Below are 18,834 nucleotides of genomic sequence, written 5' to 3' on the forward strand. Positions count from 1 at the left end.
GTGCATTGAAAGCGACCTGTCGCTGCGGCAGCCCGGTACGAGCGCTATCGGCCACGAGCTGCTGATCACCAAGGGCGACGTTCCGCCCGCTCCCCCTACCTCGCCGAGCGCCATGTCGGCAGGGCGCAGGCCGGCCCTTTTGTTTGCGTCGCAGCTGTCAACCCTGCGGGCGTCGCTCATACCATCGCCGGACTGATTCCGACCGAATCGCCGACTGGGCCGCCCACATGAAAACGCTCGCGCTTGCCGCCACCGCTCTCCTTTTCAGCCTCAGCGGCACGCCGGCCCTGAGTCAGCAGCAAACGCTGGCCGAGCGCATCGAGGCACTGGGTCGGCTCGGCTCAGCACAGTCGCCGGCGCTGTCGCCGGATGGCAGCCGCATGGCCTATACCAGCAACGAAAGCGGCAGCCCCCAAGTCTGGGTGCGCTCGACAGCCGAACTCACCGCGCCCCCGAGCCAGCTCACCCGGCTGACCGATCCCGTCGGCCGTGTGGTCTGGTCGCCGAAGGGCGATTGGCTGGCCTACACGGTGGCACCTGGCGGCGGGCTCAACACCCAGATCTGGGTGATGAAGGCCGATGGTTCCGACCCTCGCCGGCTCACGCCGGGCGGGCGGGACAACAACGCGCTGTATGGCTGGACCCGCGACGGCGCCAAGTTGATGGTCGACTCCAACAAAGACGATCCGGCCGCACGGCACGCGGCCTTGATCGACGTGGGGTCGGGCGAGTGGCAGATGCTGACCCACGGCCAAGGCCTGAATGCGCCCTTGGACGTACGCGGCGGCCGAGCCATCGTCAGCCGCTTGCTCGGGCGTGGCGACAACAACCTCTATGCCATCGACACGAAGACGGGCGCAGCGACCTTGCTCACGCCGCATGCGGGCAAGGCCGAGAACGACTGGGGCGCGCTGTCGGTCGACGGGCGGACCGTTTATGTGATCTCGAACGTTGGGCGCGACCGGGCTGGATTTGGCGTCGTGACGATGCGCCGCGACGGCACGCCTGCCCCCATCCGGTACCTGGCGACCCGGGACGATGCCGTGGCCGATGGTGCGGTACTGAGTAACGACGGGCGTATCGCCGCACTGTCCTGGAATGTCGGTGGGCGCAACGAGATCGCGTGGCTGGACACCGCCAGCGGCAAGGTCAGGCCGGGGCCCAAGCTGCCGGTGGATCTCGCGTCGCTGGTGCGCTTCAGCGCCGATGGGAAGAAGCTCACCCTGACGGGCGCGGCGGCCGACCGCACGAGCGACATCTACTGGGTCGACGTGGCCTCGGGTGAGGTCACCCGCGTGACGGAGAGTCGCCACGACGGCGTTGACCTTGCCAGCCTCGCGCGGCCGGAGCTGATCGAATACGCCGCGCTCGATGGCGTCAAGCTGTCGGGTTGGTTGTATCGGCCCAAGGGTGCGGTGGCGACTGCTGGCCCGCTGCCTTTGGTGTTCAGCTATCACGGCGGTCCTGAGGGCCAGGCCAGGCCCAGCCTGAACCCGGACGCACAGGCGCTGGTGGCCAGCGGCATCGCGGTGTTCGTGCCGAACGTTCGCGGTTCGTCGGGCTTCGGCAAGGCTTTCATGGCCATGGACGACGGCGCCAAGCGGGTGGGTGCCGTGGCCGACATCAAAGCCACGACGGCCGCGTTGGTGCGGGCGGGCATCGCCGACCCCAAACGCCTCGGCATCATGGGTGGCAGCTACGGTGGCTACATGGTGATGGCGGGCGTCACGGAGTTCCCGGACATGTTCGCCGCCGGCGTCAACCTGTTCGGCATCGTCAACTTCGAAAGCTTTTTCCGCGAGACCGAGCCCTGGATGGCGGCCATCTCCACGACGGAATACGGTGACCCCGTCACCCAGGCCGACATGCTGCGCAGCCTGTCGCCCATCCACAAGCTGGACCGCATCACCACGCCCCTGTTTGTGCTGCATGGTGCCAACGACACCAATGTGCCGGTGGTGGAGGCCGAGCAGATCGTCGCCGCGCTGAAGGCTCGATCCGTGCCCGTGAAGTACCTCCTCTTTCCCGATGAAGGCCATGGCTGGCGCAAGACCCCCAACCGGGTTCGTTCCACGACCGAGATTGCGGCGTTCTTCGTCGAGCACCTGAAGAATTAGCCCGGCATTGGGCGCAGTCTGCTCACGGCAGCTACGGCCCACCCCAAAGCGCTGGCTTGTTCACCATCAGGAAGAACACCGCCAGCATGGCCGCGAAGGCCGGGTAGCCCAGCCATTCCCAGGCGCGTTGCCAGCGCCGGTATGGCGCCGACAACGGCCGGCGGTGAGCCAGCGCGGCCTCGACATCGCGGGCCATCTTCAACTGCAGCCACAGCACCGGCAGCCAGCAGGCACCGGCCAGCGCGTAGAGCAGCACGGATGCCAGCAGCCACGGCGTGCTCGGCGGCCAGCCGGCGGTGTGCGCGAGCCAGATACCGCTGAGCGGCTGCACGATGACCGCCGGTGTCGTGAACCACAGATCGGCGCGCACGACGAGGCGGGCGACGACGGCGCGGGCTTCGAGGCTGGCGCTGCGGTTGGCGAAGAACAGGTAGAAGGCCGAACCGAAGCCGGTGCCCACGAGCACGACGCTGGACACGATGTGCAGCCATTTGACGAGCAGGTAGGTGGTCATGCGCGCCCCTCGTTCCGAGCCATCAGTGCCAGTAGCGCCAGCACCGGCAGGTTCTTCAGCAGCGCGCCGAACGGGTCCAGCCACAGCGTGGGCACGAGGGCGGTGGCCATCAACGTCATGCCGATGACGCCGGCCGCGGCGAGCCGGTAGGTGAGGGCGCTAGGGCGCAGCAGGAGCAGCAGGCCGATGGCGGCGTCCCACGCGCAGCCCAGCAGTACGAGGGCCAGCGCCGCGCCGGGGCCGATGCCGGAGGCCTGCTGCAGCAGCGCGATGCCGGCTGCGCCGCCGTCGTGCAGGCTGGCCGCTACGGTGCCCCACCACAGCAGCGTGAGGGAAGCACGGGCGAGCGTCGTGGACCTCATGCCCATGCGCCTTCCATCGCATCGCGCAGCGGCCGGCCCAGCGGTGAGGGGGCTTGCGGCTCGGCGCTGTCGTGGGCCAGCAGTTCCAGCGCGGTGCTGCACCAGGGGCCGAGCGCGATGACGTCGCCCAGCCGGGCCGACGCGCGCGTCAGCGCCTGCGGCAGCTCGATGTGGCGGGCCGGGCCGCTGCCTCGCGCGGCACGGCGGCGGGCGATCCATTCGGCCACCGTCGCGGCCTCGGGGCCCACGGCCGTCCACGACGCGGGCGGTTGGGGCGAGGCCAGCGCCGCGACGATGCCGGCGGCCAGGTCTTCCACGCGGATGGGCTGCACGCGGCAGCGCGCGACTTCGGCCGGCAGCGGCAGCCAGGGCAGGCGGGCGAGCAGGTCCAGCATGCGGCTGCTGACGCCGCCCACGCCGACGACGAGGCTGGGCCGCACGATGCAGGCGCGGCCCGCCAGTGCGACCTCGCCGGCGTGCTTGCTGCGCGCATAGCCGCTGACACCGCCGCACAGCGCGGACACATGCACGAAACGCGTGATGCCGGCCGCCTCGCAGGCCTCGGCCAGCGCGGCGGGCGCGCGGTGATGCAGCAGGTCGAGCAGGTCGGCCACGCCGTCCGCCTGGTCGCGCAGGCAGCCGGCGGCGTAGACGACACCTTGCACGCCCGCCAGCAGCGGCCGCCAGGCCTCGGGCCGCTCCCAGTCGGCAACGGGCCGCAGGCCGGCGCGTACGGCCTCATGGCCGGCTTCGGCCAGTGCCCGGCACAGGTGGCCGCCGATGAAGCCACCGGCGCCGATGACGAGGACCTTCATGGCTCAGCCTTCGGTCCTGTTGGCTGCCGCAGCGGCAGCGATGGGGCCGAGCGGCGCCACGGGCTTGGCCAGCCGCTCCTGCACGGGCGCCCAGACGCGGCGCGTGATGATGGCGATGCTGATGAAGCAGCCCCCTGCGGCCAGCAGCAGCGCGCGGTGCACGGCGGCCAGCGGCTCTCCGTTGAACTCGCCAAACAGCAGCGCCAGCACCAGCGTGCCGGCCACGGCCAGCACGTAGGCGCTGCGCACCCAGAAGTGCGCGCCGATGGCACCCGGCATGGGCTCCACGCAGAGGGCGTTCAGCACCGGCACGAGGATGGGTCGCAGATAGCTGATCGCGACGATGGGGCCGGCGATGGCGATGAACAGGGTGAGGGCGAAGTTCAGTTCAGACATGGTGCTCTCCTTGGGTTGAATTCATTGGGTACGGCAGGCGCCGTCGACGGGGCAGGCACGGTCCTGGATGCGGAACGCCGTGCGGATCAGCGTGTGCGGCAGCTGGTAGCGATGGCGCACGAGCCAGGGGTAGGCCCGCGCGGCCAGGCGTGCGAACCAGGGGCGGCGCAGCCAGCGGGCCACGCCGTCGAAGCCGGTGGCCTCGTACATGACGACGAAGGCCGGGATGCCGATGAGCCAGCCGCCGTCGGGGCGGCGCACGTGCATGAGCGTCAGCATCGCGTCCAGGCTGACGCCCAGTGGCGCCGCGTCGAAGCCAGGCGCGGCGATGTCGACGAAGACGAGGTGGCCGGCGCCGTTGCGAGCCATCAGCAGCGCCATCTCGCCGCTGCACAGCGGGCAGGCGCCGTCGTAATAGACCGTGTGAATTGTTTTGGCAGTCATGGCGGTTATTTCTGTATAAAGAGAAATTAAGAGGCAAAAAAAGGGGCGACGATGCGGCCCCAGGTTGTCATCCGATAGGCGGCATGGGCGGGGTCACGGGGAAGATGTTGGGTGCGGACTCGGTGGCGTCGGCCGGGCGCACGAAGCGCTGCACCTGGGCGCCCAGGCGCAGGATCTTCTCCAGCGTGGCGGGGGTCAGCCGCAGCATCTCGTCGCTCCAGCTGCCCAGCGTCTGCATGAAGTCCAGCGTGCTGCGCAGCCGGTCCTGCATGGCGGGCGATTCCTTGTCCAGCGCCGGGTCGTTGGACAGCTCACGCAGCAGCGCCACGGTGGGGTCGAATTCGCGCTCCTTGCGCTCGCGCACGATGGTGCGGAACAGCTCCCACACGTCACCCGAGGTCTCGTAGTAGTCGCGCCGGTCGCCCAGCAGGTGGGTGACGCGGATGAGCCGCCAGTTGATCAGCTCCTTCAGGCTGTTGCTGACGTTGGAGCGGGCCAGCGCCAGCGTGTCGGCCAGATCCTCGGCGTGCAGCGGCTGGCCGTGCACGTAGAGCAGCGCGTGGATCTGGGCGACGCTGCGGTTGACGCCCCAGTTCGAGCCCATCTCGCCCCAGTGGACGATGAAGCGGCGGCTGATATCGGTGAGTTCCATGCTTCTCAGCGTACTGCGTCTGAAATTTCTGTCAATAGAGAAATAAAGTCAATACGAATGCGCCCACCGAGCACGAATTGCGGGCCGAGCGCCGGGCCGCTCCCAAGCCGGCCCGCGTTGGGCGATGTGCTTGCCGGTCAATCCGGCAAGCATCGCCGTCCCCGCGGGGGACCGGCCAAGGTATTCCTTGGACGAGGGGCGCTAGCATTCGGGCCGTTTTCTAGCCTGGAGAGCCGGCATGGCAATGGATGTAGTGGACTTCGAGATCAAGGGTTCGGAGATGCAGTTCGTCGAGATCGAACTCGATCCCGGCGAGGCGGCCATCGGTGAAGCCGGGTCGATGTTCTTCATGGACTCGGCCATCAGCATGGACGCCGTCTTCGGCGACGGCTCGGCGGCGCAGAGCGGCTTCCTGGGCAAGCTGCTGGGCGCGGGCAAGCGGCTGCTGACGGGCGAGTCCCTGTTCACGACGGTCTACACCAACCACGGCAGCGGCAAGCAGCGCGTGGCCTTCGCGGCGCCCTACCCGGGCAAGATCCTGCCGATGGACCTGCGCCAGCTCGGCGGCACGCTGATCTGCCAGAAGGACGCCTTCCTGTGCGCCGCGCGCGGCGTGTCGCTGGGCATCGCCTTCCAGCAGAAGCTGTCTGCCGGTTTCTTCGGCGGCGAGGGCTTCATCATGGAAAAGCTCGACGGCGACGGTCTGGCCTTCGTGCATGCCGGCGGCACCTGCGTGCGCCGCACGCTGCAGCCGGGGCAGACGCTGCTGGTGGACACCGGCTGCGTGGTGGCCTACACGCCCAACGTCAACTTCGAGATCCAGTACGTCGGCAAGATCAAGACGGCGCTGTTCGGCGGCGAGGGCCTGTTCCTGGCCAAGCTGACCGGCCCGGGCGAGGTCTGGCTGCAGAGCCTGCCGTTCTCGCGCCTGGCCTCGCGCATCTTTGCAGCAGCGCCGCAGAACGGCGGCCACAAGGAGGAAGGCTCGATGCTTCCTGGATTTGCCGGCGCCGGCCTGCTGGGCGGCCTGCTCGGCGGCGATGACGATTGACCCCCGGTAAACTGGCGAGGTGAGGGCGGCAGCTGCCGCCCTTTCTGCTTTTTGAGGACTTGGAATGTTTCGTTGTGGCGCCGCCGCTCTCTTGTTCGCGCTCCTGCTGTCGGCCGGCCTGGCCAGCGCCCAATCGGCGCGGCCCCCGGTGTTCGTGCTGAACTCGCTGGACGCCGACATCGCCGTCATCGACCCGGCCAGCTTCACCGTCGTCAAGCGCATCCCGACGGGCAAGGAGCCGCACCACCTCTACCTGTCGCCCGACGAGAAGTCCCTCATCGTCGCCAACGCACTGGGTGATTCGCTGACCTTCGTGGACCCGCGCACGGCCGAGGTCCAGCGCGTGGTGCGCGGCATCTCCGACCCCTACCACCTGCGCTTCTCGCCGGACATGAAGTGGTTCATCACCGCCTCCAACCGGCTGGACCGCGTCGACCTCTACCGCTGGCAGGGCAGCGCCGCCACCGAGCCGCTGCAGCTCGTCAAGCGCATCCCCGCGCCCAAGACGCCCAGCCACCTGAACATCGACAGCAAGAGCACCACGCTCTACGTCAGCCTGCAGGACAGCGACGAGCTGCTGGCCATCGACCTGGCCACGCAAGCCATCAAGTGGAAGACGCCGGTGGGCAAGATGCCGGCCGACATCTACCTGACGCCCGACGACCGCTTCGTCCTCATCGGCCTGACGGGCGACAAGCTCGTCGAGGTCTGGGACGTCAGCGGTGCCGCGCCCAAGCTGGCCAAGCGCATCCAGACCGGTGCCGGCGCCCACTCCTTCCGCGCCTGGGGCGACAAGCGCCACGTGCTGGTGTCCAACCGCGCCGGCAACACCATCAGCAAGATCGACCTGACCACGCTGACCGTGGTGGACCAGTTCCCCGCGCCGGCCGGCCCTGACGACATGGAGCTGCTGACCGACGGCAAGACGCTGCTCGTCACGTCGCGCTGGGCCGGCAAGCTGACGCAGATCGACACGACGACGCGCAAGGTCGTGCGCCAGGTCAAGGTTGGCAAGTCGCCGCACGGCATCTGGACGCTGGACCACACGCCCCGTCAATGAAAGCCTGGCTCCTGGCGCTGGCGGCCACCACGGCCGCCATCTTGGTTCATGCAGAGCCGGCTTGTGACAAGCCGGTCTACCTCACCTTCGACACCGGCCACATGGGCGTGGCGCCACTCATCGCGCAGACGCTGAAGAAGCACAACGCCAAGGCCACCTTCTTCCTCGCCAGCGAGCCCACGCAGACCGGCGGCACGACGCTGGACGACACCTGGGCGCCGTGGTGGCGCGAGCGCGCGGCCGAGGGGCACGACTTCGGCGCCCACACCTGGGACCACGACGTCTTCCTGGAAGACATCGCCGACGCCGACGGCAAGGTCACGCGCTTCAAGGTGCGCACCCAGGCCGGCGTCAACCCGCCCGTCGTGCGCGAGGTCACGGCCGAGCAGTACTGCGCCAGCCTGAAAAAGGTCGGCGACCGCTTCACCGCCATGACCGGCAAGCCGCTGGCGCCGCTTTTTCGCGCGCCGGCTGGCCGCACATCCACCGCGCTACTGAACGCGGCCAAGGCCTGCGGCTTCACGCACGTCGGCTGGGCCCGCGCCGGCTTCCTGGGCGACGAGCTGCCCAGCGGCCCGCACCCGAACGCGCAACTGCTGGAGATGGCGCTGCGCGACATCAAGGCCGGCGACATCCTCATCGCCCACCTCGGCATCTGGGAGCGCCAGGACCCCTGGGCGCCGGCCGTGCTGGAGCCGCTGATGACGGGCCTTGAGCAGCGCGGCCTATGCTTCGCGCCGCTGCGCGATCATCCGCGGTACTCCTCGTTGTTCAAGAAGCCGTGATCGACTGGATCTCCAACACCTTCGACAGCCTGCAACTGGCGCTGTACGAGAACTTCGTGCAGCCCATCGTCTTTGGCCTGGGCCAGGGCAACCTGCTGGAGGACGCCTATGACGCGACCGGCTGGCTGCTGCTCGGGCTGGTGCAGATCGTCGTCATCGCGCTGGGCATCCGCATCCTGGAGCGCCGCTGGCCCGTCGAGCCCGTCACCGACCACGCTGCCGTGCGCGTGGACGTCATCTACACGCTGATCCACCGCCTGGGCCTCGTGCGCCTGGCGATGTTCTTCACCATCGACCCCGTCTGGGACGCCATCGCCAGCGAGCTGCGCCTGGCCGGCCTGCCCACCTGGCAGCTCGATGCGGCCTGGCCCGGCGTCACCGACATCGCATGGGTCAGCCTGTTCCTCTACCTCGTCGTCTTCGACTTCGTCGGCTACTGGCTGCACCGCGCCCAGCATCAGTTCGGCTGGTGGTGGGCGCTGCACAGCCTGCACCACAGCCAGCGCCAGATGACGATGTGGAGCGACAACCGCAACCACCTGCTGGATGACGTGCTGCTGGGCACCGTCTTCGCGCTGCTGGCACGCCTCATCGGCGTGGAGCCGGGGCAGTTCGTCGCCATCACCGTCATCAGCCAGTTGCACGAGAGCCTGCAGCACGCCAACGCGCGCATCAGCTTCGGTTTGATCGGCGAGCGGCTGCTGGTCAGCCCGCGCTTCCATCGCCTGCACCACAGCATCGGCATCGGTCACGAGAGCGCCGGCCGCGGCACGCTGGGCGGGCACAACTTCGGCATCCTGCTGCCGCTGTGGGACATGCTGTTCCGTACCAGCAATTTCGAGAACCGCTTCGACGCCACCGGCGTGCGCGACCAGTTGCCGCAAGAAGGCGGCCGCGATTACGGCAGCGGCTTCTGGCAGCAGCAGTGGCTGGGCCTGCGGCGCCTTCTCACTTCGTTCAAAAGGGCCACCTGATGCAGAGTCTTGTCGACTCGTTCTGGCGCGCCGCAGCCTATTGCCTGCACCCGCGCGTCATCGCACTGTCGCTGCTGCCGCTGGTCATTGCGGGCGTGCTGGTGTTCGGCTTCATGTTCTTCTTCTGGGAAGGCGCCATCGCCGCCGTGCGCGCAACGCTGGAGAGCTGGCGCCTCATAGAGAGCCTGCTCCAGTGGCTGGACGCAATGGGCCTGCAGGCCTTCCGCAGCGCGCTCGCGGCCATCGTCGTGCTGGCCTGCGTGCTGCCGGTCGTCATCCTGTTGAGCCTGCTGCTGGTGGCGCTGTGCATGACGCCGGCCATCGTTCGCCTAGTGGCGCAGCGGCGCTTCCCGCTGCTGGAGAAAAAGCGCGGCGGCACGCTGCTGCAGAGCGTTGCCGCGTCGCTGGGTGCGATGCTGATCGCCCTCGTGCTCATCGTGCTGTCGATGCCGCTGTGGCTGCTCCCGCCGTTGGTGATGGTGCTGCCGCCGCTGATCTGGGGCTGGCTGACCTACCGTGTCTTTGGCTTCGACGTGCTCGCCGAGCATGCCTCGGCCGAGGAGCGCCGCGCGCTGCTGAAAGAGCAACGCATTCCCATGCTGACCATGGGTGTCGTCTGCGGCTACCTGGGCGCTGTGCCGTCGCTGATCTGGGCCGTCTCCGGCGTCACAGGCGTCATCTTTGCGCCCTTCGTCCTGCTGCTGGCCATCTGGCTCTACACGCTGGTCTTCGCCTTTTCCACGGCCTGGTTCACGCACTACGCGCTCGCGGCCTTGCAGGCCAGGCGGGCGGCGGAACCGGTGGCTGAATCCGCGGTCCTCTTAGAGAGCTGAAACGCATGCAAGTCGGACTGATCATCATTGGCGACGAGATCCTGTCCGGCAAACGCCAGGACTCGCATCTGGCCAAGTTCATCGAGTTGTTGTCCGCACGCGGCATGCAGCTCGCGTGGGCGCAATACCTGGGTGATGACCGCGAGCTGCTGACGGCGCGGCTGCGCGAGGCCTTCGCCAGCGGTGATCTGGTGGTGAGCTGTGGCGGCATCGGCGCCACGCCCGACGACCACACCCGCCAGTCCGCCGCTGCCGCGCTGGATCGCCCGTTGGCACTGCACCCCGAGGCGCGCGAGTTGATCTGGCAGCGCATCCAGCAGATGGCCACCGAGCAGGGCAAGACGGTCCTGCCCGATGAGCCCGACAGCCTGCGCCGCTTCGAGATGGGCGTCTTCCCCGAGGGCGCCGGCATCATCCCCAACCCCTTCAACAAGATCCCCGGCTTCTTCGTCGGCAACGTGCACTTCGTGCCGGGCTTCCCGGTCATGGCGCATCCGATGATGGCCTGGGTGCTGGACCGCTTCCCGCAGCTGCACCGGCAGGTGGGCGTCATCGAGCGCTCGCTGATCGTGCAGGGCGCGATGGAGGCCAGCCTGACGCCGCTGATGGAGGCCATCGAGACCGACTTCGCCGGCATCAAGGTCTTCAGCCTGCCGAGCGTCGACCATCCCCAGTGGGGGCGCTGCATCGAGCTTGGCGTCAAAGGCGATGCGGAGAAGCTGGATCCGGCCTATGACGCTCTAAAACGGGGCGTGATCCAGTTTGGTGCATCAATCAGCACTGAGCTGGTGCGATAGTTCTCCCGCCGTAACGAGCCCCGTCTCATAATGCCGCGCCGTGCTTGCGGCAACCCATGTCGGTGCATCTGGCATGCAACCTGCTTTGAATCCCCCCGTGGCCGCTGATGCGTGTGCGTTGGCGGCGGCATTCCACCCCTCTCGATTCCGCTAGGAGCTATTGATGGCCAAGACCGTCGCCGATGTGATGCAACTGGTGAAGGACAACGAAATCAAGTTCGTTGACTTCCGCTTCACCGACACCCGAGGCAAGGAGCAGCACGTCACCGTGCCCGTTTCCCATTTCGATGAAGACAAGTTCACGTCGGGTCACGCCTTCGACGGCTCCTCGATCGCCGGCTGGAAGGGCATCGAAGCCTCGGACATGTTGCTCATGCCCGATCCCAACACCGCCAACATCGACCCCTTCTTCGAAGAGCCGACGCTGATCCTGTCCTGCGACGTGGTCGACCCCGCCGACGGCAAGGCCTATGAGCGCGATCCGCGTTCGCTGGCCAAGCGCGCCGAGGCCTACCTCAAGGCCTCCGGCCTGGGCGACACCGCCTACTTCGGCCCCGAGCCCGAGTTCTTCATCTTCGACAGCGTGCGCTGGGGCAATGAAATGTCCGGCTCGTTCTTCAAGGTCGAGTCCGAAGAAGGCGCCTGGAACTCGTCCAAGGAATACGAGCACGGCAACAGCGGCTACCGCCCCACCGTCAAGGGTGGCTACTTCCCCGTGCCCCCGGTCGACAGCGGCCAGGACATGCGCTCGGAGATGTGCCTGATCCTCGAACAGATGGGCATCCCGGTCGAAGTGCATCACCACGAAGTGGCGAACGCCGGCCAGATGGAAATCGGCACCAAGTTCAGCTCGCTGGTTGAGCGTGCTGACTGGCTGCAGCTGCAGAAGTACATCATCGCCAACGTCGCCCACGCCTACGGCAAGACCGCGACCTTCATGCCCAAGCCCCTGGTGGGCGACAACGGCTCCGGCATGCACGTTCACCAGTCCGTCTGGAAGGACGGCAAGAACCTGTTCGCCGGTGACGGCTACGCCGGCCTGAGCGACTTCGCGCTGTACTACATCGGCGGCATCATCAAGCACGCCCGTGCGCTGAACGCCATCACCAACCCCGGCACGAACTCGTACAAGCGCTTGGTGCCTGGCTTCGAAGCCCCGGTGAAGCTGGCCTACTCGGCCAAGAACCGTTCGGCCTCGATCCGCATCCCGTACGTCGCCAACCCCAAGGGCCGCCGTATCGAGGCGCGCTTCCCGGATCCGTCCGCCAACCCCTACCTTGCCTTCGCTGCACTGCTGATGGCTGGCCTGGACGGCGTGGAAAACAAGATCCACCCGGGCGAAGCCGCCACGAAGGACCTGTACCACCTGCCGCCCGAGGAAGACGCGAAGATCCCGACCGTCTGCCACAGCCTCGACCAGGCTCTGGACTACCTCGACAAGGACCGTGCCTTCCTGACCAAGGGTGGCGTGTTCACCGACTCCTACATCGACGCTTACATCGAGCTGAAGATGCAGGAAGTGACCCGCTTCCGCATGGCCACGCACCCGGTCGAATTCGACATGTACTACGCGCTGTGATGGCCATGGGCAGCACGCACGCTGCCTCTGTCATCCCGACGGAAGGGGGTCGCCTGTGCGACCCCTTTTTTGTTGGTGGCGCTGAGCCACAATCCCGCCATGCTGAATCGACTGCTGGCACCGTTGTTCGTCCTGGCCAGCCTGGGCGCGCAAGCGCAGGGCACGGTGTACCGCTGCCCCGGCCCGCCGGTGCTCTACACCGACGCGCTTTCCGCCAAGGAAGCCAACGAGAAGGGTTGCCGCACGATCGAGGGCACGCCCATCACCGTCCTGCAGTCGCCCAAGCCGCGCCCTGCCGCGACGGCAGCGCCCGCGGAAGGGGTGCGCAATGGTGACAACCGCGTCGACGCCCAGCAGCAGCGCGTGCGCGACGACGAGCGCCGCCGTGTGCTGCAGACCGAACTGCGCCAGGCCGAGGAACGCCTCGCCAATGCGCAGCGGGACTTCAGCAATGGCCAGGGTGAGCGCCGCGGTGACGAGCGCAACTACCAGAAGTACCTCGACCGCATGGCCGAACTCAAGGACAACATCGCCCGCTACGAGGCCGATGTGCAGGCGCTCAGGCGCGAGATCGCAAAACTTCCGTCCTGAGGCGCATGGCGCCTTGGTGCGCCATGACCTTCATGACTGATTCCCCCCTGCTGCCGGCCGAATTCGCCGGCCTGGACCTGCTGGCCACGATGGTTGTCGTCGTCAGTTCCAGCGGCGAATGCCTGTTCGCCAATGCCGCGTTCGAGAACATCATGCGGCTGTCGCGCCGCACCGTGCAGCGGGCCCAGCTGCCCGACTGGTTTGACGACGCCCAGCGCCTGACCGAGACGCTGGCTGGCGTGGCCGCCAACCACTACTCCAGCAGCCGCTTCGACGCGCTGCTGCGCCGCGGCTCCTGGGCCCACGAGGACGGGCTGCCGGTGCACGTCATCGTGTCGCAGATGGACGTCAGTGACGACGGCGAGCCGCGCGTGCTGGTGGAACTCATCGAGATCGCCCAGCAGGCCCGCCAGGACCGTGACGAGCGCAGCCTGGACCAGGTGCAGGCCACCAAGGAGCTGACCCGCAACCTCGCCCACGAGATCAAGAACCCGCTGGGCGGCATCCGCGGCGCGGCCCAACTGCTGGCCCTGGAACTGCAGGACGGCAACCCTGAGCTGACCGAGTACACCCAGGTCATCGTGCATGAGGTGGACCGGCTGCAGAGCCTGGTTGACCGCCTGCTCGCGCCGCATCGCAAGGCCCAGGTCGTCGGTGACGTCAACATCCACGAAATCTGCGAGCGTGTGCGCGCGTTGGTGCTCATCGAGCACCCCAAGGGCCTGGACATCCCGCGCGACTACGACACCTCGCTGCCCGACTTCCGAGGCGACCGCGAGCAGCTCATCCAGATGGTGTTGAACATCGTGCAGAACGCTGCCCAGGTGCTGGGATCGCGCATCGCGACCGGTGACGCCCAGATCGTGCTGCGCACCAGGGTGGCCCGGCAGGTCACCATCGGCAAGCAGCGCTGGCGCTTGGCACTGGAATTGCATATCGAGGACAACGGTCCCGGCGTCCCCGCCGAGATCCGGGATCGCATCTTCTTTCCCCTGGTCTCAGGGCGGGAGGGCGGCTCGGGCCTCGGACTCACGCTTGCGCAGACGATCGCCCAGCAACACCAGGGCATGATCGATTGCGAAAGCGAGCCGGGCCTGACGAATTTTCGAATCACGCTGCCGCTGCCCTAACTCACAAGGTGAGGGGCGCGGCTGAGGAACCGCATGAAATCCATCTGGGTTGTTGACGACGACCACTCGATCCGCTTCGTGCTCGAGAAGGCCCTGGCCCGCGAGGGGCTGCCGGTGCGCAGCTTCAGCAATGCGCGCGACATGCTCGCGGCACTCGACGACGACAGTCCGCAAGTGCTCGTGTCCGACATCCGCATGCCCGGCGGCTCGGGCCTGGAGCTGCTGGCCAAGGTCAAGGCGCGGCTGCCGGCCCTGCCCGTCATCATCATGACGGCCTATTCCGACCTGGACAGCGCCGTGTCGGCCTTCCAGGGCGGCGCGTTTGAGTACCTGCCCAAACCCTTCGACCTACCGCGCGCCGTCGAGCTGATCCGCCGCGCGCAGGAGGAAAGCCAGCGCGAGGCCGGTGAGCAGGAGGCCTCGGCACAGGTGCCCGAGATGCTGGGCCAGGCCCCGGCGATGCAGGACGTGTTCCGCGCCATCGGGCGGCTGTCTCAGAGCAATGTCACCGTGATGATCACGGGCGAGAGTGGCTCGGGCAAGGAGCTGGTTGCGCGTGCGCTGCACAAGCACAGCCCGCGCGGCGAGGGCCCCTTCGTTGCGATCAATACCGCGGCGATCCCGAAAGACCTGTTGGAGAGTGAACTCTTCGGCCACGAGCGCGGCGCCTTCACCGGTGCCCAGGCCTCGCGGCGCGGCCGCTTCGAGCAGGCCGACGGCGGCACGCTCTTCCTCGACGAAATCGGCGACATGCCCTTCGAGCTGCAGACGCGCCTGCTGCGCGTGCTGTCCGACGGCCAGTTCTACCGCGTCGGCGGCCACAGCCCGATGCGCAGCAATGTGCGCGTCATCGCGGCCACCCACCAGAACCTGGAAGACCGCGTGCGCCAGGGCGTGTTCCGCGAGGACTTGTTCCACCGCCTCAACGTCATCCGCCTACGCCTGCCGCCGCTGCGCGAGCGCCGCGAAGACGTGCCTTCGCTGGCCCGCCACTTCCTGCAGCGCAGCGCGACGGAGCTGGGCGTCGAGCCCAAGCGCCTGTCCGACGCGGCCCTGACCGTGCTGACGGCTTTCGACTTCCCCGGCAATGTGCGCCAGCTGGAGAACATCTGCCACTGGCTCAGCGTCATGGCGCCCAGCCAGGTCGTCGAGCCCAAGGATCTGCCGGACGAATTGCAGCCCGGTTATGTCGCGGCACCGTCCATGACGGCGATGACGAGCCCACCGCCGGCCCAGCCCAGTGCAGCCGCGCCGCAGCCGGCCGCAGCCCCGGCGAGCACCAGCAGTGGTGAAGGCTGGCTGGCCGACATGGCCGCTGACGCGCGCGCACGACTGCTTGCCGGCGACTCGGACGTGTGGGATGCGTTGACCAAGCGCTTCGAGGCTCAGCTCATCCTGACCGCGCTCGACATCACACGCGGCCGCCGCATCGAGGCCGCCCAGAAGCTGGGTATCGGCCGCAACACGATCACGCGCAAGATCCAGGAACTGGGCTTGGACGTCTGAACCCGAGCCCGCGGGCTCGGCAGGCGATCAACGGGCGTCGGTGACGCCCGGCGCGCCTGCCTTCAGCGAGCGCCGCGGCGGCGTGCGACGAAGCCGACAACACCCAGGCCACCCAGCAGCAGCGCCGATGTCATCGGCTCCGGCACGGCGGTGGCGAAGTTGATCGAGCCGCCGCCTTGGCTGACCATGAAGCCGCCCGCGAACAACTGCACCTGCGAGCTGGTGTTGGTGAAGGAGGTCAGCGCCTGGTTGTAGAAGGCGGCCGGCACCGTGAAGGCCGGCGACACGCCGCCGACGGTGACCGTTGCGCCAGCCGATGGCGAGAAGGAGCCGCCGACCGGGAAACTGACGACGCCGCCGCTGACCAGCGTGCCCGAGGCCAGTGCCACCGGCGAGGCGGCGGTGGTCATCGGCGTTGTGCCGCTGAAGCCGAAGCTGGCCGTGCCGTTGTAACCGTACAGCGTGTAGGTCAGCGACGTGAAATTGCCCACCGAGATCTGCGTCAACGGGTTGTTGCCGTCCGTCGTGCCGGTGCCGGTGAAGGCGATGTATAGGCCGTAGGTACTGTTCAGGCCAGTCACCGTCAGCGTGGAGTTGTTCAGCTGCGCGCCGGTGATGACCAGGAAACCGGTGTCGGTGAACGTCGTCCCCGAGGTGTAGTTCACCGTCGCGTAGTCCGAGATCAGCAGGTTGTCCGCCGTGAACGCCGGGCCTGCCAACCCGGCGGTGGCCGGATCGAAGGTGAACGAGTTCAGCGCACTGGCGCTGGCCGATGCCGCCAACAGACCTGCTGCCAACAATCCGCGCTGAAGCCAGGTGGCGGACGAGGTTTGGGAATCTGTGCGCATGGTGAACGCTCCTTGCTGGCAACGGCGAACTTGCGCTGGCACTCCGGCCGGCGACCTAGCTGCCGATTCTGTGAGGAGACGGTTGGATGACCAAGAGGCAAGACGGCAAAAGGTTAGGGGGTTTCCCTGCATTCGGGGGGCGAATTGCCCGTCGCCGCTAACGCGCCGTCGCGAGCAAGCCCAGCGTTGCCAACCCAACAAGCGTCAGCCGGCGCCAAAGCAGCTGCGGATGGCGTCGCTGCGGCGATGTGCGGTCGCGGCTGGTGAATTCAGCGCCCGGCCGAGGTAGGCCTGCCCCCCGTGTGGCTGGTGCCGAGCGGGAACGACTGTCCGTACCGGCACCAGCGCCTACAGCCGCTGGTGCCTTCAGCGCTCGCCCCGAGGCGCCTTGTCCCACAAGCGGGCAGGAGCCCGCTGCTTACTCTCCGACAGAGGCCTACACGGGCCAACTCTCACCTACTTTCGTTTGATGCGGCCCCGCCGCAGGGAAGACCTCATGCCCACGCTTCACAGCTTTCTGAAATCTCGCATGGGGCTGATGCCCTTGCTGCTGGCTGCTTTTGTCGCAGGCTGTGGCGGGGGGCTGGACCCCATCCTCGGCACCCCCGGTGCGGGCATGGTTCCCAGCGTGACGGTCACGTCACCTCTGGCCACCACCCCACCGGCAGGCAACGTGGCCGCCAACACGCGCGTCCTTGCCACCTTCAGCGAGCCGATGGCAAGCGCCTCGCTCACCAATGCCTTCACGCTGGCCTGCCCTGCGGGCGGGCCGGTCAGCGCGTCGGTCTCGTACGACGCGGCGACGCGCACCGCCACCCTCACGCCGACGGCGCCCCTGCCGGCAGTCACGCTGTGCGTGGCCACCATCAGTACCGCCGCGCAGGACGTGAGCGGCGTCGCACTGGCGGCCAACTTCGTTTGGTCGTTCACCACCGCCAATCCGCCCGAGACGACCCGACCGACGGTCTCGTTGACCGTGCCGGCTGCGGGCGCCGTCAACGTGGCGAACAACACCAAGGTCACTGCGGCCTTCAGTGAGGATATGAACCCGACGACGATCTCGGGCAGCAGCTTCACCTTGACGAACAACACGCTCGGCGCCGCAGTGGTGGGGACAGTGACCTATTCAGCCGCTGCGCGCACGGCGACCTTCACGCCGACGGCCGGGGCCCTGGCCAACAACACCCTGTACACCGCGACCGTCACCTCTGCCGCGACCGACCTGGTCGGCAACGGCCTGGCCGGCAACACCGCCACGCTGCCGAACGCCGGCAACCATGTGTGGACCTTCACCACATCTGCCGCCGCTGACAGCACCGCCCCGACAGTCACCACCGTCAACCCGCTTGATGCCAGCACCGCCTGCCTCACCAAGAGCGTGAGCGCGACCTTCAGCGAGCCGATGGATCCTTCCACCATCACCACCGGCACGTTCGGCGTGACCGACAACGGTGCTGCCGTCGCCGGCAGCGTCAGCTACGACGCTGCCACCCGCGTCGCCACCTTCGTGCCGACCAGTGCGGCCGGGTTCGCTGCCAGCAAGTCCTTCGTTGTCACCGTCAAGTCGGGCGTCAATGGCGTGAAGGATCTCGCGGGCAACCCGCTCGCCGCTGACAGGACCTGGGGCTTCACGACGAGCTCACAGTCTTGCGGAGCCACAGCCACCGGCGTGAACCTGCGCAGTGCTGCATCGTTCGGCAGCTTCGGTGGTGCCGCGGGCGTCACCAACCAGGGCATCAACACCGTCGTCAACGGCAACATTGGCACCACCGCCGCCTGCACGCTGATTACCGGCTTCCATGACGGTGCCAACGTCTACACCGAAACGCCGCTGAACGTCGGCGCGGTCAATGGCAGCGTTTTCTGCGCACCGCCGGCACCGGGCACGGCCTCCAGCATGACGGTCGCGACCCAGGCGCTGGCCGACGCGCAAACTGCGTACAGCGAGCTGGCTGCCAAGCCGGCCGGCAGCGACCCGGGCGCCGGCCAACTCGGCGGCCTGACGCTGCAGCCGGCGGTCTACACCGCCGCGGGGGGCACCTTCGCGATCACCACCGGCGACCTCGTGCTCGATGCCCAGGGCGACGCCAACGCGGTGTGGGTGTTCCAGAGCGCAGCGGCCCTGACGGTGGGCCTGCCGGCCACGCCGCGCCGGGTGTTGCTGATCAACGGTGCGCAGGCCAAGAACGTGTTCTGGAAGGTCGGCAGCGCCGCTCGCATCGAGGCGGGTAGCACGATGGTCGGCACGATCATCGCGCCGGCCGGCGTGACGGTCTCGACCGCTGGCCAGACGATTCAAACCACCCTGATCGGACGCGCCCTGGGCCTCACGGCTTCGGTGACCCTGGTCAACACCACCATCGTCGCGCCTTGAGCGATC

At 67.8% G+C, this 18,834-nt stretch carries 19 protein-coding genes; 12 read left to right on the forward strand and 7 right to left on the reverse strand.

Annotated elements, in window-relative coordinates:
* Window positions 1-143 precede the first annotated feature (143 nt).
* Window positions 144-2,117 (forward strand): S9 family peptidase, encoded by a 1,974-nt coding sequence (locus tag AC07V5_RS13730; RefSeq protein WP_495116236.1) that lies wholly within the window; start codon window positions 144-146, stop codon window positions 2,115-2,117.
* A gap of 31 nt (window positions 2,118-2,148) precedes the next feature.
* On the opposite strand, the gene AC07V5_RS13735 is transcribed toward AC07V5_RS13730, so the two are convergent.
* The 6 genes from AC07V5_RS13735 to AC07V5_RS13760 all read right to left on the reverse strand — a co-directional run bounded on the left by AC07V5_RS13735 (window position 2,149) and on the right by AC07V5_RS13760 (window position 5,300).
* A complete protein-coding gene (locus tag AC07V5_RS13735; protein ID WP_495116237.1) occupies window positions 2,149-2,631 on the reverse strand; it encodes a DUF2269 family protein in 483 nt (160 codons plus the stop codon).
* Window positions 2,628-2,993, reverse strand: coding sequence for a DoxX-like family protein (locus AC07V5_RS13740; protein WP_495116238.1), 366 nt, complete (start codon window positions 2,991-2,993; stop codon window positions 2,628-2,630). Before AC07V5_RS13740 ends, AC07V5_RS13735 begins: the two co-directional genes overlap by 4 nt.
* Window positions 2,990-3,808 (reverse strand): NAD-dependent epimerase/dehydratase family protein, encoded by an 819-nt coding sequence (locus tag AC07V5_RS13745; RefSeq protein WP_495116239.1) that lies wholly within the window; start codon window positions 3,806-3,808, stop codon window positions 2,990-2,992. The genes AC07V5_RS13740 and AC07V5_RS13745 overlap by 4 nt, the downstream gene beginning before the upstream one ends.
* 3 nt (window positions 3,809-3,811) lie before the next feature.
* Entirely contained in the window at window positions 3,812-4,204 is a 393-nt protein-coding gene (locus tag AC07V5_RS13750; RefSeq protein ID WP_495116240.1) for a hypothetical protein, read from the reverse strand.
* A gap of 21 nt (window positions 4,205-4,225) precedes the next feature.
* On the reverse strand, window positions 4,226-4,648 hold the full coding sequence (locus tag AC07V5_RS13755) for a thiol-disulfide oxidoreductase DCC family protein (RefSeq protein ID WP_495116241.1): 423 nt from the start codon (window positions 4,646-4,648) through the stop codon (window positions 4,226-4,228).
* A 67-nt stretch (window positions 4,649-4,715) separates the two neighbouring features.
* Window positions 4,716-5,300: a GbsR/MarR family transcriptional regulator gene (locus tag AC07V5_RS13760; RefSeq protein ID WP_495116242.1), complete on the reverse strand. Its 585-nt coding sequence runs from the start codon at window positions 5,298-5,300 to the stop codon at window positions 4,716-4,718.
* Between the two features lie 238 nt (window positions 5,301-5,538).
* Between AC07V5_RS13760 and AC07V5_RS13765 the strand changes: the two genes are divergently transcribed.
* The 10 genes from AC07V5_RS13765 to ntrC all read left to right on the forward strand — a co-directional run bounded on the left by AC07V5_RS13765 (window position 5,539) and on the right by ntrC (window position 15,606).
* A complete protein-coding gene (locus AC07V5_RS13765; RefSeq protein WP_495116243.1) occupies window positions 5,539-6,351 on the forward strand; it encodes a TIGR00266 family protein in 813 nt (270 codons plus the stop codon).
* A gap of 64 nt (window positions 6,352-6,415) precedes the next feature.
* A complete protein-coding gene (locus AC07V5_RS13770; RefSeq protein ID WP_495116244.1) occupies window positions 6,416-7,411 on the forward strand; it encodes a YncE family protein in 996 nt (331 codons plus the stop codon).
* A complete protein-coding gene (locus AC07V5_RS13775) occupies window positions 7,408-8,196 on the forward strand; it encodes a polysaccharide deacetylase family protein (protein ID WP_495116245.1) in 789 nt (262 codons plus the stop codon). Before AC07V5_RS13770 ends, AC07V5_RS13775 begins: the two co-directional genes overlap by 4 nt.
* The gene (locus tag AC07V5_RS13780) at window positions 8,196-9,170 is read left to right on the forward strand and encodes a sterol desaturase family protein (RefSeq protein ID WP_495117063.1); all 975 of its coding nucleotides are present in this window, start codon (window positions 8,196-8,198) and stop codon (window positions 9,168-9,170) included. The genes AC07V5_RS13775 and AC07V5_RS13780 overlap by 1 nt, the downstream gene beginning before the upstream one ends.
* A complete protein-coding gene (locus AC07V5_RS13785; RefSeq protein WP_495116246.1) occupies window positions 9,170-10,003 on the forward strand; it encodes an EI24 domain-containing protein in 834 nt (277 codons plus the stop codon). Before AC07V5_RS13780 ends, AC07V5_RS13785 begins: the two co-directional genes overlap by 1 nt.
* Before the next feature lie 5 nt (window positions 10,004-10,008).
* Window positions 10,009-10,800, forward strand: a complete 792-nt coding sequence (locus AC07V5_RS13790) for a competence/damage-inducible protein A (RefSeq protein WP_495116247.1) — start codon at window positions 10,009-10,011, stop codon at window positions 10,798-10,800.
* A gap of 163 nt (window positions 10,801-10,963) precedes the next feature.
* Window positions 10,964-12,379, forward strand: coding sequence for a type I glutamate--ammonia ligase (gene glnA, locus AC07V5_RS13795; RefSeq protein ID WP_495116248.1), 1,416 nt, complete (start codon window positions 10,964-10,966; stop codon window positions 12,377-12,379).
* A 99-nt stretch (window positions 12,380-12,478) separates the two neighbouring features.
* Window positions 12,479-12,970 carry a hypothetical protein gene (locus AC07V5_RS13800; RefSeq protein WP_495116249.1) on the forward strand — a complete coding sequence of 164 codons (492 nt, stop codon included), beginning with the start codon at window positions 12,479-12,481 and terminating at the stop codon, window positions 12,968-12,970.
* Between the two features lie 32 nt (window positions 12,971-13,002).
* Window positions 13,003-14,100: a nitrogen regulation protein NR(II) gene (gene glnL / locus AC07V5_RS13805; protein ID WP_495116250.1), complete on the forward strand. Its 1,098-nt coding sequence runs from the start codon at window positions 13,003-13,005 to the stop codon at window positions 14,098-14,100.
* A gap of 33 nt (window positions 14,101-14,133) precedes the next feature.
* Window positions 14,134-15,606 (forward strand): nitrogen regulation protein NR(I), encoded by a 1,473-nt coding sequence (gene ntrC / locus AC07V5_RS13810; RefSeq protein WP_495116251.1) that lies wholly within the window; start codon window positions 14,134-14,136, stop codon window positions 15,604-15,606.
* Between the two features lie 62 nt (window positions 15,607-15,668).
* On the opposite strand, the gene pepA is transcribed toward ntrC, so the two are convergent.
* On the reverse strand, window positions 15,669-16,454 hold the full coding sequence (gene pepA / locus AC07V5_RS13815) for a flocculation-associated PEP-CTERM protein PepA (RefSeq protein ID WP_495116252.1): 786 nt from the start codon (window positions 16,452-16,454) through the stop codon (window positions 15,669-15,671).
* 496 nt (window positions 16,455-16,950) lie between these two features.
* On the opposite strand from pepA, the gene AC07V5_RS13820 reads away from it, so the two are divergent.
* Complete coding sequence (locus tag AC07V5_RS13820) at window positions 16,951-18,828, forward strand: Ig-like domain-containing protein (RefSeq protein ID WP_495116253.1); 1,878 nt, start codon at window positions 16,951-16,953, stop codon at window positions 18,826-18,828.
* Window positions 18,829-18,834 lie beyond the last annotated feature (6 nt).

Source organism: Roseateles sp. GW821-FHT02E12, assembly GCF_059421665.1.

Coding starts and splice junctions, on each gene's coding strand:
- AC07V5_RS13790 (WP_495116247.1), top strand. CDS start 10,009: ATGCAAGTCGGACTGATCATCATTGGCGACGAGATCCTGTCCGGCAAA.
- AC07V5_RS13775 (WP_495116245.1), top strand. CDS start 7,408: ATGAAAGCCTGGCTCCTGGCGCTGGCGGCCACCACGGCCGCCATCTTG.
- AC07V5_RS13785 (WP_495116246.1), top strand. CDS start 9,170: ATGCAGAGTCTTGTCGACTCGTTCTGGCGCGCCGCAGCCTATTGCCTG.
- glnL (WP_495116250.1), top strand. CDS start 13,003: ATGACTGATTCCCCCCTGCTGCCGGCCGAATTCGCCGGCCTGGACCTG.
- ntrC (WP_495116251.1), top strand. CDS start 14,134: ATGAAATCCATCTGGGTTGTTGACGACGACCACTCGATCCGCTTCGTG.
- AC07V5_RS13735 (WP_495116237.1), bottom strand. CDS start 2,631: ATGACCACCTACCTGCTCGTCAAATGGCTGCACATCGTGTCCAGCGTC.
- AC07V5_RS13760 (WP_495116242.1), bottom strand. CDS start 5,300: ATGGAACTCACCGATATCAGCCGCCGCTTCATCGTCCACTGGGGCGAG.
- AC07V5_RS13750 (WP_495116240.1), bottom strand. CDS start 4,204: ATGTCTGAACTGAACTTCGCCCTCACCCTGTTCATCGCCATCGCCGGC.
- AC07V5_RS13765 (WP_495116243.1), top strand. CDS start 5,539: ATGGCAATGGATGTAGTGGACTTCGAGATCAAGGGTTCGGAGATGCAG.
- pepA (WP_495116252.1), bottom strand. CDS start 16,454: ATGCGCACAGATTCCCAAACCTCGTCCGCCACCTGGCTTCAGCGCGGA.
- AC07V5_RS13755 (WP_495116241.1), bottom strand. CDS start 4,648: ATGACTGCCAAAACAATTCACACGGTCTATTACGACGGCGCCTGCCCG.
- AC07V5_RS13800 (WP_495116249.1), top strand. CDS start 12,479: ATGCTGAATCGACTGCTGGCACCGTTGTTCGTCCTGGCCAGCCTGGGC.
- glnA (WP_495116248.1), top strand. CDS start 10,964: ATGGCCAAGACCGTCGCCGATGTGATGCAACTGGTGAAGGACAACGAA.
- AC07V5_RS13820 (WP_495116253.1), top strand. CDS start 16,951: ATGCCCACGCTTCACAGCTTTCTGAAATCTCGCATGGGGCTGATGCCC.
- AC07V5_RS13740 (WP_495116238.1), bottom strand. CDS start 2,993: ATGAGGTCCACGACGCTCGCCCGTGCTTCCCTCACGCTGCTGTGGTGG.
- AC07V5_RS13770 (WP_495116244.1), top strand. CDS start 6,416: ATGTTTCGTTGTGGCGCCGCCGCTCTCTTGTTCGCGCTCCTGCTGTCG.
- AC07V5_RS13745 (WP_495116239.1), bottom strand. CDS start 3,808: ATGAAGGTCCTCGTCATCGGCGCCGGTGGCTTCATCGGCGGCCACCTG.